This is a genomic window from Actinokineospora globicatena (assembly GCF_024171945.1).
Lineage (GTDB): Bacteria > Actinomycetota > Actinomycetes > Mycobacteriales > Pseudonocardiaceae > Actinokineospora > Actinokineospora globicatena.
In genome coordinates, this window is sequence record NZ_JAMTCR010000002.1 from 1,543,123 (window position 1) to 1,558,368 (window position 15,246).

16 protein-coding genes and 3 tRNA genes are annotated in these 15,246 nt (G+C 70.1%); 13 read left to right on the forward strand and 6 right to left on the reverse strand.

Features of this window, described 5'->3' with window-relative positions:
* Positions 1-62 precede the first annotated feature (62 nt).
* Positions 63-926: a zinc metalloprotease HtpX gene (gene htpX / locus LV79_RS07450; RefSeq protein WP_253833439.1), complete on the forward strand. Its 864-nt coding sequence runs from the start codon at positions 63-65 to the stop codon at positions 924-926.
* Here htpX and rfbA read toward each other — a convergent pair.
* The 3 genes from rfbA to LV79_RS07465 form a co-directional block, all read right to left on the reverse strand.
* A complete protein-coding gene (gene rfbA, locus LV79_RS07455) occupies positions 923-1,804 on the reverse strand; it encodes a glucose-1-phosphate thymidylyltransferase RfbA (RefSeq protein WP_253835886.1) in 882 nt (293 codons plus the stop codon). The two genes, htpX and rfbA, sit on opposite strands and share 4 nt — an antisense overlap.
* A gap of 188 nt (positions 1,805-1,992) precedes the next feature.
* A complete protein-coding gene (locus LV79_RS07460) occupies positions 1,993-2,538 on the reverse strand; it encodes an NUDIX domain-containing protein (protein WP_253833441.1) in 546 nt (181 codons plus the stop codon).
* A gap of 339 nt (positions 2,539-2,877) precedes the next feature.
* Positions 2,878-2,958: transfer RNA gene (locus tag LV79_RS07465), tRNA-Tyr, on the reverse strand.
* Between the two features lie 158 nt (positions 2,959-3,116).
* Between LV79_RS07465 and LV79_RS07470 the strand changes: the two genes are divergently transcribed.
* The 3 genes from LV79_RS07470 to LV79_RS07485 all read left to right on the forward strand — a co-directional run bounded on the left by LV79_RS07470 (position 3,117) and on the right by LV79_RS07485 (position 5,320).
* Positions 3,117-3,608, forward strand: a complete 492-nt coding sequence (locus tag LV79_RS07470) for a YajQ family cyclic di-GMP-binding protein (RefSeq protein ID WP_253833443.1) — start codon at positions 3,117-3,119, stop codon at positions 3,606-3,608.
* 63 nt (positions 3,609-3,671) lie between these two features.
* On the forward strand, positions 3,672-4,010 hold the full coding sequence (cutA, locus tag LV79_RS07475) for a divalent-cation tolerance protein CutA (RefSeq protein WP_253833445.1): 339 nt from the start codon (positions 3,672-3,674) through the stop codon (positions 4,008-4,010).
* 782 nt (positions 4,011-4,792) lie between these two features.
* Positions 4,793-5,320: a hypothetical protein gene (locus tag LV79_RS07485; protein ID WP_253833447.1), complete on the forward strand. Its 528-nt coding sequence runs from the start codon at positions 4,793-4,795 to the stop codon at positions 5,318-5,320.
* 68 nt (positions 5,321-5,388) lie between these two features.
* Here LV79_RS07485 and LV79_RS07490 read toward each other — a convergent pair whose 3' ends face one another.
* Entirely contained in the window at positions 5,389-6,609 is a 1,221-nt protein-coding gene (locus tag LV79_RS07490; RefSeq protein WP_253833449.1) for a hypothetical protein, read from the reverse strand.
* Entirely contained in the window at positions 6,606-7,139 is a 534-nt protein-coding gene (locus LV79_RS07495; protein ID WP_253833451.1) for a sigma-70 family RNA polymerase sigma factor, read from the reverse strand. The genes LV79_RS07490 and LV79_RS07495 overlap by 4 nt, the downstream gene beginning before the upstream one ends.
* Positions 7,140-7,215: 76 nt before the next feature.
* On the opposite strand from LV79_RS07495, the gene LV79_RS07500 reads away from it, so the two are divergent.
* Together LV79_RS07500 and LV79_RS07505 are read left to right on the forward strand one after the other, a co-directional pair.
* Entirely contained in the window at positions 7,216-7,635 is a 420-nt protein-coding gene (locus LV79_RS07500) for a VOC family protein (RefSeq protein ID WP_253833453.1), read from the forward strand.
* Positions 7,632-8,573 (forward strand): winged helix DNA-binding domain-containing protein, encoded by a 942-nt coding sequence (locus LV79_RS07505; RefSeq protein WP_253833455.1) that lies wholly within the window; start codon positions 7,632-7,634, stop codon positions 8,571-8,573. Before LV79_RS07500 ends, LV79_RS07505 begins: the two co-directional genes overlap by 4 nt.
* A 510-nt stretch (positions 8,574-9,083) precedes the next feature.
* Here the strand turns inward: LV79_RS07505 and LV79_RS07510 are convergent.
* Positions 9,084-9,977, reverse strand: a complete 894-nt coding sequence (locus LV79_RS07510) for a GNAT family N-acetyltransferase (protein WP_253833457.1) — start codon at positions 9,975-9,977, stop codon at positions 9,084-9,086.
* Positions 9,978-10,009: 32 nt separating this feature from the next.
* Between LV79_RS07510 and LV79_RS07515 the strand changes: the two genes are divergently transcribed.
* From LV79_RS07515 to LV79_RS07545, 7 genes are all read left to right on the forward strand, one after another.
* Positions 10,010-10,774, forward strand: coding sequence for a PhzF family phenazine biosynthesis protein (locus LV79_RS07515; RefSeq protein WP_253833459.1), 765 nt, complete (start codon positions 10,010-10,012; stop codon positions 10,772-10,774).
* Between the two features lie 144 nt (positions 10,775-10,918).
* Positions 10,919-13,597 carry a putative bifunctional diguanylate cyclase/phosphodiesterase gene (locus LV79_RS07520; protein ID WP_253833469.1) on the forward strand — a complete coding sequence of 893 codons (2,679 nt, stop codon included), beginning with the start codon at positions 10,919-10,921 and terminating at the stop codon, positions 13,595-13,597.
* Positions 13,598-13,674: 77 nt separating this feature from the next.
* A tRNA-Thr gene (locus LV79_RS07525) sits at positions 13,675-13,747 on the forward strand.
* A gap of 62 nt (positions 13,748-13,809) precedes the next feature.
* Positions 13,810-13,882, forward strand: a tRNA-Met gene (locus LV79_RS07530).
* A gap of 213 nt (positions 13,883-14,095) precedes the next feature.
* A complete protein-coding gene (rpmG, locus tag LV79_RS07535) occupies positions 14,096-14,260 on the forward strand; it encodes a 50S ribosomal protein L33 (RefSeq protein WP_092777594.1) in 165 nt (54 codons plus the stop codon).
* Positions 14,261-14,371: 111 nt separating this feature from the next.
* Positions 14,372-14,830 carry a MaoC family dehydratase N-terminal domain-containing protein gene (locus LV79_RS07540; RefSeq protein WP_253833470.1) on the forward strand — a complete coding sequence of 153 codons (459 nt, stop codon included), beginning with the start codon at positions 14,372-14,374 and terminating at the stop codon, positions 14,828-14,830.
* Complete coding sequence (locus LV79_RS07545; protein ID WP_253833472.1) at positions 14,827-15,228, forward strand: MaoC family dehydratase; 402 nt, start codon at positions 14,827-14,829, stop codon at positions 15,226-15,228. The genes LV79_RS07540 and LV79_RS07545 overlap by 4 nt, the downstream gene beginning before the upstream one ends.
* Positions 15,229-15,246 lie beyond the last annotated feature (18 nt).

Sequence of the window (15,246 nt, forward strand, 5' to 3'; positions counted from 1 at the left end):
GGAACTTCTCACCCTGGGCGCTCGTTGGACTCCCGGGCCAGGGAGAACCGAGGAGGCGGGCGGTGCACGGACATGTCAACGGAGTGCGGACCGCGCTCCTGCTGGGTGGGCTCAGCGCGCTGATCGTGGTGGTGGCCTCGTTTTTCGGCCGCACGGCGCTGGTCATCGGGGTGCTGGTCGCCGCCGGGGTCAACGGCTACGCGTACTTCAACTCCGCCAAGCTCGCGCTCCGGGCGATGCGCGCGCGGCCGGTGTCGCAGGCCGAACACCCCGCGCTGTACCGGATTGTGCGTGAGTTGGCCACCGCCGCCCGGCAGCCGATGCCGCGCCTGTACGTCAGCCCTACCGCCGCCCCGAACGCATTCGCCACCGGCCGCAACCCGCGTAACGCCGCCGTCTGCTGCACCACGGGCTTGCTGGACCTCTTAGACGAACGGGAACTGCGCGGCGTGCTGGCTCACGAGCTGGCCCACGTCTACAACCGCGACATCCTCATCTCCTGCGTCGCGGGAGCTCTAGCCACGGTTGTTGGCCTCTTGGCCAACCTCGCACTGTTCGCGGGTGTGTTCGGTGATGACGACGATGACCGCACCAACCCGATCACGCTGCTGCTGATCGCGTTGCTCGGCCCCATCGCCGCGACCATCGTGCAGCTGGCCGTCAGCCGCTCACGCGAGTACCAGGCCGACGAGTCCGGCGCCCGCCTCACCGGCGACCCGCTCGCCCTGGCCTCGGCGCTGCGCAAGCTGGACGAGGGCACCCGCGCCGCGCCGCTGGCCCCCGAGCCCGCCGTCGCCGCGCAGTCGCACCTGATGATCGCCAACCCGTTCCGCCCCGGCGACGGCATCTCGCGGCACTTCTCGACCCACCCGCCGATCGCCGACCGTGTCGCGCGGCTGGAGCGGATGGCGTTGGAGCAGTCCTAACCGGTGGCGCCAGCGGCCTTGGCCACCGACATGACGTACTCGCCGTAACCGGACTTGGCCAACTTGGTCCCGAGCGCATAGCACTCGTCCGGGGTGATGAAGCCGCGGTCCAGGGCGATCTCCTCCAGGCAGGCGATCCGCACGCCGGTGCGGTGCTCGAGCACCTGGACGAACTGGCCCGCCTCCAGCAGCGAGTCGTGCGTGCCGGTGTCCAGCCAGGCGAAGCCGCGGCCGAGGTCGAGCAGCCTGGCCCGGCCCTGGCGCAGGTACTCCAGGTTGACGTCGGTGATCTCCAGCTCGCCGCGGGCCGACGGCGACAGGCTCTTGGCGATCTTGATGACGTCGTTGTCGTAGAAGTACAGCCCGGTGATCGCCCGGTTCGACTTGGGCACGGCGGGCTTCTCCTCGATGGAGAGCAGCCTGCCGTCCGCGTCCACCTCGCCGACGCCGTAGCGCTGGGGGTCCTTGACGGGGTAGCCGAACAGGACGGCGCCGTCGAGGTCCGCGATGTTGGCCTGCATCATCTGCGAGAACCCGAGGCCCCAGAAGATGTTGTCGCCGAGCACCAGCGCGACGGAGTCGTCCCCGACGAAGTCCTCGCCGAGGATGAACGCCTCGGCCAGCCCGTTGGGCTCCGCCTGCTCGGCGTAGGAGAAGGCGACCCCGAACTGGCTCCCGTCGCCGAGCAGGCGCTGGAAGTTCGGCAGGTCGGCCGGGGTGGAGATGATCAGGATGTCCCGGATCCCGGCCAGCATGAGCACCGAGAGCGGGTAGTAGATCATCGGCTTGTCGTACACGGGCAGCAGTTGCTTGGACACCGCCTGCGTGATCGGGTGCAACCGGGTCCCACTGCCCCCAGCGAGGACGATGCCCTTCATCACGGCTCCTGTCGTGTTCACCAATCCGAGGCTACCCACGTAAGAGCCACCCGCATCCCCTATTGAGCGGCCGACTCCCCGGACACTGCATCGCCCCTAGTGCACACCGAGTTACCAACCATGCTCCACCCCACACCCCGCCCCGTGAGTGCCCGGGGTGCCGCCAGCACGACGACAGACGACCGGACCTACCGACGTGAGTTCAGGTAGTACAGCAGTGACACGAGGGTCCCGGAGCCCAACAACTCTTGGCGCTGCGCCAACTCGTTGACTCGATCCAGCGGAACCCACTCGACCTGACCCACCTCTTCGGTGTCGGTCGGCTCACCGAGCCGTTCGGCCTGACGCCAGAGGTAGGCATCCACCTGGGCCGTCACCTGCCCCGGCAACGGCTGAAAGGTGACCAGATGTTCCGGTTCGCCGACCGGCCGCCAGCCGCTCTCCTCCGCAGCCTCCCGCGCAGCTGTCGCGGCAGCGTCCTCACCGTCGTCGACCAGGCCCCCAAGCAGCTCGTAGCCCCACTGTCTGGTCGGGAAGCGGTAGCGCCAGAGCATCAACGCCTCGTCGCGCTCGTTCACGATCAGCGCGATGGCGATCCGAGCGAGGTGGACGACGTGGTAATCCCACCGCTCGCCATTGGGCGCCTCGACATCGGCAAGCCCGACTCGAACCCACCGGTTGTCGTAGACAGTTCGCTCACCGAAGACCGTCCAGGCACCGCGCTCGCCGCCCACGCGGACACGATACCGACGTAACCCGCCGGCGCAGGCTACGTGCCGGTCATGACTTCGGACGCCGCTTGGGCATCCGCGAGGCGAGGCTCGCAGGTCCACGCCTGCGGTCAGCAGTTCGGTCGCGGAGTAGTGGCGGCGTTCATGGATGTGAGCGCGCAGTCCTCCCGCGCCGTGGGCGACAGCCCCATTGGTTACATACTTTGATGCGATGACCGAAGGTCAAGCGAGCCCCGCTGGGTCCGGCGCCTGCCGCACCGTGGGGGTCTGGGGGTCGCCCCCCAGAAACGACGACAGACGACCAGGTCCACGCATTCCGTGGACACAGGTCGCCTGAGTCTGTGGCGGGTAGAGGATTCGAACCTCTGTAGCTTTCGCGACGGATTTACAGTCCGCTCCCATTGGCCGCTCGGGCAACCCGCCGGGGTGTCCGGCGCTGCCGGACGACGGGAACCTTACCCAATGGGGGTGGGGAAGTTCCACCGGGTACCCCCTCTGCGCGGCGGGCCCGTGGTCGGGGGTGGCGGCGGTACCATCCGTGCCGACCTGAACTACACCTGAACAGCGGAGGTGCGAGGCACGTGGCGGACCCGTCATTCGACGTGGTGAGCAAGGTGGACCGGCAGGAGGTCGACAACGCGCTGAACCAGGCGGCCAAGGAGTTGTCGACCCGGTTCGACTTCCGCGGCACCGGGGCGAAGGTCAACTGGGCTGGCGAGGAGGCGATCACCTTCGAGGCCGAGACCGAGGAGCGCTGCGCGGCCGCGATCGAGGTCTTCAAGGAGAAGCTGATCAAGCGCGGCATCTCGCAGAAGGCCTTCGACATCGGCGACCCGGCGCTCTCGGGCAAGGTGCACAAGGTGACCGGGTCGCTGGTCCAGGGCATCACGGCGGAGAAGGCCAAGGAGATCGCCAAGAAGATCCGCGACGAGGGCCCCAAGGGCGTCCAGGCCCAGATCCAGGGCGACCAGTTGCGCGTCTCCGGCAAGAAGAAGGACCACCTGCAGGACGTCATCAACCTGCTCAAGGCGGGCGACTTCGGCATCGCCCTGCAGTTCACGAACTACCGCTGACGCCCGGTGGTGGGCTGGCCAGGTGACCAGCCCACCGCGGTCGCCCTGTCCGGAGGTGCGCCGGTGAGCACGCAGGTCTGCGAGGTCGTCATCACCGCGGCGGACGCCGGGTGGCTGGTCGAGTTCACCCGCGGGCTCGTGGCCGACCGCCTGGTCGCGTGCGGGCAGCACATCAGCCCGATCCGGTCGGTGTACCGGTGGGACGGCGAGGTCCAGGACGACCCGGAGGCGCGCGTCGCCCTGCACACCCGGTTGTCGCTCGTGCCGGAGATCGTCGCCCGAGCGGACCGGGACCACCCGTACGACGTGCCGTGCGTCTTCGCGCTGCCGATCCAGGCGGGCAACCCCGATTACCTGGCGTGGGTCGTCGCCGAGACCAGGGAGCCCACCGATCCCGGCTGAGCGGGCGGCTGACAGCCGGTCGAGCGGGCGTTGCGCGTGGTTGAACGGCCCGTCCAGCACCACCGCCCGCACGCGCTGGGGGTGTAGTTCGGCGTAGGCCTGGGCGGCGATCGTGCCGTAGGACCGGCTGTAGATGTTGATCCGCCGCTCGCCCAGCGCGATCCGGATGGCCCGCCCCGCGCGGGTCCAGGGTGACGACGTCGTAGCGCTCGTCTTGATCAAATATCCAGCACCGGTGAGCCGGGCGGCGCCTCGGGGGAACCCTGACGTGGTCCTGGGAATGATTCCGCGCGGGGCGGTGTCCCCGGCGCGGAACCCTTCGTCAATTCTGCGGCCGGGGAATGGAACGAAATAAGTGGGACCGGCCACACCCCTGCACAGTGTGGCCGGTCCCTGGCGTCCGCATCGCGCGCGAGGGCGGCGCGATGGGGACGCTATTTCCGCGGGGGAGCCAACCCGGCGGAAAATCTTTGTTCACAGTTACCAAGAATGGGTCTGAGGCTCGGGCGGATGCTCGGGATCATCCGGCCTGGGCCAGGTGGTGGTCGCTGCCGGTAATTAACAGAATAGCCGGGTTGCGCTGAACGGGGGGTGGGGCTGGTCCGCTCGGCGTGCGCGTGGGCAGCCATCTGCTTCATTAGGCCTGGTCAACGGCCTATTTCCGGGGGGTGTCACCCGAACGCCGGACGTGCGGTGGTTGGTGCACTGGCTAGCTTTCCTTTCCTGTCTTCCGGGTCTACGTAGCGGGGGTTTAGCCCATGTCTTCGATAAAGCGTTTCGGTGTGGTTCTGCTGGCGATAGCCGCGGCGGGGTCGATGGTCGCGCAGGCCGGTGCGCAGACCGGCGGCACGAACGCCGACCGGGTCGAAGTCGCCAAGCAGACCACGGCGCGGCCGAGCAAGGACGCGCCACTGGTGCCGCTGGTGCCAGACGACGGGAAGGACCGGCCCACCGGGGAGGGGGTCGCGATCCAGGCCGTCTCGCTGCCGTTCACCTTCAACTTCGACATCACCTCGTCGCTGGCCTCGCGCACGTTCTGGCCGACCAGCGGCGGCCGGACCTGCGTCAGTCTCCGTGGCCAGGGTGGGAGCGATCCCATCTACTTCGGCAAGGAGATCAAGGTCGAGATGTGGAACGCCTACGGCACCGACACCAAGGTCGGGCCGACGGTGCGCTACTCGCTCAACGGCAACTCGTACGGGTACTGCTGGACCGGCCTCTACCCCTACCACGAGCACTACTTCCGCCTGGTCAAGGACTGGAGCCCGACGGTGCGCGTGTGGGGTACCGGCTGGGCGTCGGCCACCTGATCCGGTCGAGCGGGCCCACGGGCGGGACGACCGGTGTCGTCCCGCCCGCGTCTCGCCGACCGGCCCGTTCACTTGCCCCCGATCCGCAGCGCCGAGGTGGCCGCGACCACGCCGGGCACCCGCTCGGTGCGCCACCCCTGGTCACCCTGGTGCAGGGTGCCGATGTCGAAAGCCAGCTCCGGCCGGTTCCACGCCAGCACCTGCAGCCGGTTCCCCTCGGAGATCAGCCCGTCCGCGGTCGGCTCGAACACCACGCCCGAGGTGCCGTCCACCAGCCTGCCGGGGATCGCCGATGTGGAGGTCTGGACCTTGCCGAGCGCCCCGATGGTGGTCAGCCGCGTGTCGACGGTCCCGTCCGCCGCGCTGACCACCCCGATGATGCCCTCCGGTGTCGCGATGATGTCGCCCGGCCGGATCCCGGCGCCGCTCGCGCGGACCGTCCCGTTGCCCGACCGCAGCGACACGTGGTCGACCACCGGGTCGCCGATGCCCGCCGCGATGGCGAACCGCTGCTTGTGGTCACCCGGCGTCCGCAGCACCAGTTCCGCGTTCCACGCCCCGGTGCCCTGTTCCGGCGCGGGCCACACGACCCCGGCCGGGATGTTCGTCTGCCGCGCCTGGTCGAGCACGAGCGGCGTGCGGACCTCGATCTCGGCGAGTCCCGGCGCGGTCAGCGCGACGCCGATCGCACCGTTGCTGCTCACGTGCTCGTCCTCGGGCACCCTGGTCGTCGACAGGAAGCCAACGGCCTGTTGCCCGGCGGGCACCGTCGTCACCGCGCGCAGCACCAGCCGCGTCTGGTCCGGCTTGCCGGTCACCGAGATCGGGGTGGTCACGAACGCGACCTGCTCCGTGGATCCCGCCGCGTCGGCGACGAGCACGATCAGGTCGAAGCACACGGAGATGTTCGGCGAGCGCCCGGCGAACACCGCGCGCACCGGTGCGGCTGGCGCGTACGCCGAGGCCTTCCACGTCTGCTCCGCGCGCTTCACCAGGTCAACGTTGCCCGCGAGGTCGCCGCGTAGCTGCCACTGGGTGACGGCGGCGACGGTGTTGCTCTTCTCGGGCCCTTCGCCGTCGCGCGAGGTCACGACGAACGCGCCCGCGACGGCGAACACAACGACAGCCACGGCGGTGAGCATTTGCACCCGCTGCTGCCGTTGTGCGCGTCTGCGCCCGTGCACGTGCCGGAGCACCCGGTCGACGTGGTCGGGGGAGCTCGCCAGCCGCACCCCGTCGAGCTCGTCGCGCAGCCGGGCGACGGCACGGTCCTCCTCGTCGGCGATCACGCCCGCCCCCTTCCCTGCGACGCGGGCGTCTGTGCCGCCCACAACTGCCTGACCCGGGCCATCCCCCTGCTGGTCAGCGACTTCACGGTGCCGACGGAGCAGGCGAGTTCCACCGCCGTCTGCGCCTCGGACAGGTCGAGCACCACCCTGGCCACCACCGCGGCGCGCTGCCTCGGGGGCAGTTGCTGCAGCAGGACCAGCACGTGCTCGCGTTCGACCACGGCGCCGGTGAAGTCGTCGAGGTCGAGTTGCTCGGTGAGTTCGTCCAGCGATACCTGCGGTTTCCGCTTCGCTACGCGTAAGAACTCGTGGTAGACGGCCTTACGTGCGTACGCGAGGGCGTTGTCCGCGGGCACACGGCGCCATCTGCGCAGACAGCGCAAGAGGGCCTCCTGCACGATCTCCTCGGCGTCCCACTTGCGGCCGGTGAGCATGACGGCATAGCGCAGCAGTTGGTCGTACCGGTCTCGGACGAACTGGTCGAAACCGGTCTCGCTGCCGTGCAAGCCGTCACCTCCCTTCGCTGTCACTCACCCCCTAGACCGCATCGGCTCCCGGAAAGGTTGCCAAGCCGCCGAGAAATTTCTGGAGGTAGCGTCAACCCCCATGACCAGGCCCGCGTTCCACCTCGCCATCCCGGTCGACGACCTGACCGCCGCCCGCCGCTTCTACGGCGAGGTGCTCGGCTGCCCCCAGGGCCGCGACTCCGACACGTGGGTCGACTGGGACCTCGCCGGGCACCAGGTCGTCACCCACCTCGCCCCCGGCCGCCGGGGTGACGCCGCGACGAACCCGGTCGACGGGCAGGGCGTCCCGGTGCCGCACTTCGGCCTCGTGCTGCCGGTCCCCGACTTTCACGCCCTCGCCGACCGGCTGCGCGCCGCGGGCACCGAGTTCGTGATCGAGCCCTACGTCCGGTTCGAGGGTCAACCGGGCGAGCAGTGGACCATGTTCCTGCGCGACCCCGCGGGCAACGCGCTGGAGTTCAAGGCCATGGCCGACCCGAGCAGGTTGTTCGCCAGGTGAACCCGGTCGCGCGGACGGTCGCCAACGGCCTGGCGGGTCCCCGGGCGGTCACCGTGGTCGACGCGGTGCACCGGGTGGTCGGGATCCAGTCCCAGGACGTGCGGCCCGCTCGGCTCGCGATCCGGGCGAGGACCGAGGGGCTGGTTCGGTCCGATGTGGACAGAGCGGTCGCCGACGGTGCCGTGGTCAGGACCTGGGCCATGCGCGGCACCCTGCACATGGTGACCGCCTCGGACGCGGGTTGGCTGGTGCAGCTGCTCGGCCCGCGCTTCGCGCACGCGACCCGGGGGAGGCGGCGCAGCCTCGGCATCGACGACGCTCTCGCCGAGGCGGCCGCGGAGGTCATCACCACTGACGAGGCGCACAACCGCGCTGAACTGGTTGCGCTGCTTGCGGAAAATGGCATCGCTGTCGACGCCACGACCCAGGCTCCCGCGCACCTGATCTCTTACGCCGCGATGACCGGCCGGATCCGCCGCGGCCCCGATCGCTCCGACAGCGAACCGACGTACGTCCGCTTCGACCCGGGTGCGCCGGTGGATGAGTCCGCCGCCGTCGAACGCCTCGCCGAGCGGTACCTGGCCGGCTACGGCCCCGCTACCGCTGAGGACTTCGCGACGTGGTCTGGGCTTCCGCTCGGCAAGGCTCGGGCGGGCATCGGTGACCGGGTGGCCGCGCCGGTCGCCGACCCGGGGCCGACGACGCGCTTGCTTGGCCACTTCGACACGTACTTGCTGGGCTATCGGAGCCGCGAGGGCATCGTGCCGCCGTCGTTCGCGAAGCGCGTGCAGTCCGGGGGCGGCTTCATCATGCCGGTGGTGCTCCGCGACGGGGTCGTCGTCGGGACTTGGCGGCTGGAGGGGGACTCGGTCGTCACCGATCCGGAGCTGGACGTCGCGGAGGAGGCTGCGGACATTGCCCGCTGGAACCGCGGATGATCACTCGCGGGGCGATCTGGCTTCGGCTCGGGGCCGGCGGTTGGCTGTGGGGCTGTGACCTGGGGTTCTCTCTTTACCTGCTGCCTGAAATCCCCTCTTCTGGGTGACAGAAGTTATCCACATGTGGATCTCTGCGGTGGTCGGTTCAAGATCCACTGTCAGGGGGTGCCGGTAGACTGGCCCAGGGACGCCCCCCGGAGAGGGTGGGGGCCGGGCCAGGCTTGGGGGTGGCCCCCGGGGGTGTCAAGGGGCTTCGCTCGAAGGTGTGACGCGGGGGTTTCGCGGGAGGCGGCTGGGCCGTCGGGGCGGCTCGCTTGAGGCGGGACGTGAGGCCGCCGAGAGGGCTCGCCAAGTCCGCGTTTTTGTGGGGCCGTCGAGGCAGCTCGCTGAGGGGGCTGAGCTTTGGTGGGGCCGGCGGGACGGCTCGTTCGGAGCGTGGCAGGGGTGAGGCATGGGGCCGCTCGATCGGGGTGGGGAGCCGTCGATGGGGTGGGGGTTAAGAGGGAGCGGTTAGCGGAGGAGGGGGCGGCGGGTCCAGGTGGTCCAGAGGGGGCGGTAGCCGTTGCGGTACCAGAAGGGGGTGGAGCGGGGGTTGGGGAGTGCGTGGTGCAGGAGGACGGTCGGGGCCTCGGCTGCGTCGAATACCTGGTGGGCGTGGGCGACCAGGGCTGAGCCGACGCCAGTGCTGCGGTGGTCGGCTCGCACGCTAAGGGTCGACAGATAGCCAGCTCTCGGGGCGGTTGAGTAGCGGTCGCACCAGGAGGATTCTGGGGGGAGTTGGATCTGGAGCAGGCCCAGGACCTCGTCGTCGCGGGTGGCTAGCCAGGTGCGGGGCGGGCCTGCGAGGGCTCCGGCCATCTGGAGGCGCAGCGCGGCGATGGCCTCTGGGCGGGGGGTGACCTTGCCGAACGGCGCGTCGTACTCGACCACCGCGACAGCCAACTCCAGCGCCGCCTCCAGGTCCGTGGGCTCGGCCGCGCGGATCGTCACGTCGGTTGGTCCGACCGCTGGCCCGCGTCCCGGCGGCCGCACCGCGAGCACGCTCGATGGGACGAAGCCGCGGTGCACCAACGCGAGTACGCCAGCGGTGTCGCGGCTAGGGATCTCCACGATCGCCGCGCAGTCCAGGTCTCCTGGCGTCACCGAGCTGTGGATCAGGTCGAACCAAGAGTCCAACAGACCGCCCAGGGACGACGGTTCCGATAGCCGTACCTCGAGCATGTGCTTGCGCTGCGGCCCCCAAAGGTCGGTCAACGGAGACTCTTGGCGCCAGGCGATCCCCGCGCCCCCATCCACCGTCAGCAGGTGACCAGCTCCAGGCGCCAACGGCGGCGGTACGGGTAAGAGCGGATCCAGCGCGGCGACTCGAGCGGCGTGCGCGGCCTCTATCTCTGACACGTCCATCGGGCTATCCAAGCGCAGTACCGTCGAGACCCATGGACGTTTACGTCGTCGACTCCTTCACCGACCGCCCCTTCCGCGGTAACCCTGCCGCTGTCGTGTTGCTGACCGAAGACAGGCCTGTCGAGTGGATGCAGGCGGTTGCCGCCGAGATGAACCACTCCGAGACCGCGTTCGTCGACATGCGCGGAGAGGACCCGATCCCCCTTCGCTGGTTCACCCCGGTCGCCGAGGTAGACCTATGCGGCCACGCGACCCTCGCCGCCGCGCACGTCCTCGGGGGCGATCGCCGGTTCACGACCCGCAGCGGGGTCCTGACCGCCACCGCGACCGATGGCGGGATCGAGTTGGACTTCCCCGCCGATCCCCTCCAGCCGGTCGAGCCGCCCGCCGCGCTCGTGGCCGCGCTGCCCGGCGTGACCGTGCTGGAGGTGCACCGGGGACGGGAGGATTTCCTGGTCCGGGTCGCCTCCGCCGACGAGGTTCGGGCGTTGCGGCCTGATCTCTCTGCGTTCGCGTCCGACTCGTCCAGAGGGGTGATAGTCACCGCACCCGGTGATCAGGGTGCCGACTTCGTCAGCCGCTGCTTCTACCCGGCCGTCGGCGTCGACGAGGACCCAGTGACCGGCTCGGCGCACTGCACGCTCGCCGCCCACTGGGGTGCCGAGCTCGACAAGACGTTGCTGGTGGGCAACCAACTCTCGGCCAGGGGCGGGACCGTCCAGGTCCGCGTCGACGGCGACCGGGTTCGGTTGACGGGGCAGGCCGTGACGGTCCTGTCCGGGCGTCTCACCTGCTGAACGGCCGCTGAACTTGGTGGCCGCGGGTAACTAGCACACGTGCTTCCTTCCCCTGATCGGGGTACAGTCAGCGGGCCGTCGGGGTCCCGCCATGCGCCGGGAAGGTCACCAGGGCCACCGCCCGCGGCCGTTGGAGGAGGTTGCATGCCGGACCACCCTGGCGCGGCCGAGCCGGGCACGGCGCACCTGGAACCCGGCCACCACGACCCGGCACGGGCCGAGGCGTGGCAGGCCGAGGAGCAGGGCCCAGACCGCCGCTTCCTCTTCTTCTCCATCCTGGTGCTGGTCTCCGGTCTCGTCGCCGCCGGGCTGACGTCCTGGTGGTTGCCCAGCCGCGACACCCCGAACGTCGTCGTGGTCGGTCTGCTGCTCGCGCTGGGCTTCCTGGTCGCCGAGCAGCTCGCGATCAACATCGACGTGCGCACCGGCGTCTCCTGGTCCATCTCCTTCTGCGAGATCCCGCTCGTCATCGGGCTGTTCGTGGCGCCGTTCGAGGTCGTGCTCGCCGCGCACCTGCTCGCTGGGGTCGGCACCCTGCTGGTGCGCAAGGTGCAGGACCGCATCCTCTACAACGCGGGCGCGATGATCTTCGAGATCACCAGCGCGTTCGCCGTGGCCAAGTGGGTCGCCGACGTGCTCGGCGACTTCGGCCCGGCCTGGGCAGGTGTGCTGGCTGGCGCCCTGGTCGCGCCGCTGTCGAGCACCCTGCTCGCCCTGGTCTGCGTGCGCGTCCTCGGCCGCAGCATGCGCCTCAACGCCGCGGTCCGGCTGGTGCTGCGCACCCTGGTCCTCGGCCTGGTCAACGCGTCCATGGGCGTCGTCGGCTACCAGGTCGTCTCGCACGCCGAGGCGGGCTGGCCGCTGCTGGTGCTCGCCCTCGCGGGCCTGTCCGCCCTCTACATCGCCTACTCCGGGCTGCTGCGCGAACAGCGCGACCTCGAAGCGCTCGCCGAGGTCAGCCTGATCGTCGCGCGCTCCGGTCACCAGGCCGCGGCCAAACCGTCGCTGGGCCGCACCGAACCCGCTGACGTCGCCGAGATCGCCGACAGCGACGAGTGGCAGACCATCGCCGACCGGATCAAGGACCAGCTCGGCGCGGCCAGGGTCGTGCTGCGGCTGCGCTTCGAGCCGCAGCTCCCGCTGCACACCGTGGTCTCCGGCGACGAGCTGCCGCCCGAGTCGCACGACGTCGAGGCCACCGGGTCGCGCGCGGACGCGCTGCTGCGGCTGCCCGGCGCGCACGTGCGGCACTTCCGCCGCGGCGACGCCACCCCCGAGATCCGGCACGCCCTGCTCCGCCGCGGTGCCGACGAGGCGCTGGTGGTCCCGCTGCGCAGCGCCAGCCACCTGCTCGGCGTGGTCGAGGCGCACGACAAACTCTCCCGCTGGCGCGGCTTCGGCCAGGCCGACGTCCGGTTGATCGGCACCATGGCCAGCCACCTGGCCACCGCCATGGACAACCGGCGGCTGCTGGCCACCCTGCGCCACGACGCCTACCACGACCCGTTGACCAACCTGCTCAACCGCCCCGGCTTCCGCCGCGCCGCTGGTGACCCGCTGCGCCGCCACCACGACTCGGTCGTGCTGCGCGTCGACCTCGACGTGCTGTCCACCGTCAGCGACGCGCTCGGCTACGCCTGGAGCGACCGCATGGTCGTCGCCGCTGGCCGCCGCCTGCGCGACGCGCTGGGCCCCGAGGTCGCGCTGGCCAGGCTGGAGGGCGGCCAGTTCGCCGCCCTGCTGCTCAACACCTCCCCGGAGCAGGCGCACGCGATCGCCGAGCGGTTGCGCGCCGAACTCGCCGCCCCGTACCCGGTCGACCGGCTGACCGTCGAGGCCAACTCCGTGGTCGGCTACTCCGGCCCCCGCTGCGGCGAGCACGAGGGCGCCCCGCTGGAGACCGACGTCGACGCCTTGCTGCAACGGGCGGACGTGGCCCTGCGTGCGGCCCGCTCCAGCGGTGACACGGTCAAGGCGTACCTGCCCACCATGGGCCAGATCTTCCTGCGCCGCTTCCAGCTGGTCACCCAGTTCCGCCAGGCGCTGGAGTCCGGCCAGGTCAAGGTGCACTACCAGCCCAAGGTCGCGCTGCCGAGCCGCCAGGTGCTCGGGGTCGAGGCCCTGGTCCGCTGGCGCCACCCCGAGTTCGGCAGGCTCGACCCGGACGAGTTCGTGCCCGCCGTCGAGGCCGCAGGCCTGGTCGACGCGCTCACCACCTTCGTCATGGACCAGGCGCTGATCCGGGTCCGCAAGTGGATGGACCGGGGCCTGCGCATCGCCGCGGCGGTCAACCTGTCGGTGCGCAGCCTGGACGACCCGTCGTTCCCGGACCGGGTCGCCGAGGCGCTGGACCGGCACGGGGTGCCGCCGGAGCTGCTGACCCTGGAGCTGACCGAGTCCGGTGTCATGGCCGACCCGCAGCGCGCCCTCCCGGTGCTGCGCCGCCTGCACACCCTCGGCGTCGTGCTCGCCGTCGACGACTTCGGCACCGGCTACTCGTCGCTGGCCTACCTGCGGCAGCTGCCGGTGGACGAGGTGAAGATCGACAAGAGCTTCGTGCTCGGCATGGGCACCGACCTCGGCGACCTCGCCGTGGTCCGCTCCATCGTCGAACTGGGCCACTCGCTCGGGCTCACCGTGGTCGCCGAGGGCGTCGAGGACGACGCCGCGCGCGATCAGCTGGCGGGCATGGGCTGCGACGTCGCCCAGGGCTACTTGATCTCCCGGCCGCTGTCGGAGAGCAGGCTCGAAGCGTGGCTGCAAGCCAGGACGATGCAGGCCAGGGGCATGCGCGACGAGACGGTGCTGACCTTGCTGTCCTAGATCGACCCCCCGTTTTGGAGCTTCGCGGAGGGCTGTGTAAAGTACTCCACGTCGCCAGGGGGAACCCTGGAGGACAAGCCCCTTTAGCTCAGTCGGCAGAGCGTCTCCATGGTAAGGAGAAGGTCTACGGTTCGATTCCGTAAAGGGGCTCGACGGTTCGGCTGCGGTACACCGGGTAAGTCTGCGGTGTGGCGCGGCTTGATCCATGTCACAGCGGTGTAGCTCAGTTGGTAGAGCAAGCGGCTCATAATCGCTGCGTCGCCGGTTCAAGTCCGGCCACCGCTACGCGATGGGCGATGTGTGCCAGGTGAAAGCCCCGGCCGCGTCGCTTCGCCATTGCCTCTGGGGGTCTAGCCCCCAGGCCCCAACCGGGGGGCGAGCCCCCGGACCCCCAGCCGGGGGGTGGAGTATCCGGTGCCCAGCCGGGGGTGACCCCCGGACCCCCAGGGCGGGTTGGCTGTCCGTGGGGTTGTTGATGTTTGTGAAGGGCTGGTTGTTGTGGCTTCAACTGACGTGCGGCCGAAGATCACGCTCGCGTGTGAGAGCTGCAAGCACCGCAACTACATCACCAAGAAGAACCGGCGCAACGACCCGGACCGGGTGGAGCTGAAGAAGTTCTGCCCGAACTGCAAGACCCACAAGCTGCACAAGGAAACCCGCTAAGACGGGTTCGACAAGGCTCACCGCCCGCGGTGGGCCTTGGTGCGTTGTACCGACCGGAGGCCATCCCACCTGTGTGGGATGGCCTCCGTCGTGGGTGGGTAGGGTTGCCGCGTGGCGCTTGAGCAGTCGTTCGTGGGGCGTGAGTATCCGCCGGAGTCGGTGTACGAGGTCGGCAGGGAGAAGATCCGGGAGTTCGCCGAGGCGATCGGCGACCCGCGCCCGGAGTACCTGGACGTCGAGGCGGCGAAGGCCCTCGGCTACGCCGACGTGGTGGCGCCGCCGACCTTCACCACGATCGTGAACCTGGCGTCGATCAACCGGATCGTGAACGACCCCGAGTTGGGGCTGGACTACAGCCGGATGGTGCACGGGGACCAGAGCTTCACCCACCACAGCCCGGTCGTGGCCGGTGACCGGCTCGCGGTGACCACGGTCGTGGAGAGCGTCTCGCGGCGCGCGGGCAACGACTTCATCACGCTCAAGGCGGAGATCCGCACCGAGTCCGGCGAGCCCCGGGTGACCACCAGGGCGCTGCTCGTGGTGCGCGACGCCGAGCAGGAGCAGGCATGAGCGAGATCGCCGTCGGCGACGTCCTGCCCGAGCTGCGGGTGCGCATCACCCGGGCGGACCTGGTCCGCTACGCCGGTGCGGCGCTGGACTTCAACCCGATCCACTGGAACGAGGCGTTCGCCAAGGGCGTCGGCCTGCCCGACGTCATCGCGCACGGCATGCTGACCATGGCGCTGGCCGGTCGGGTCGTGACCGGCTGGGGCGTGGGCGCGCTGGTCGACTACCAGGCCCGCTTCACCCGCCCCGTGGTCGTCCCCAACGACGACACCGGCGCGCTGGTGGAGCTCAGCGGCAAGGTGGGCGCGATCCTGGAGGACGGCACCATCCGGGTCGACCTGTCGGCCAAGTTCGACGGCCGCGCGGTGCTCGGCAAGGCCATCGCGATCGTGCGCCCGTAGTCGCTGCCGGGCGTGGTC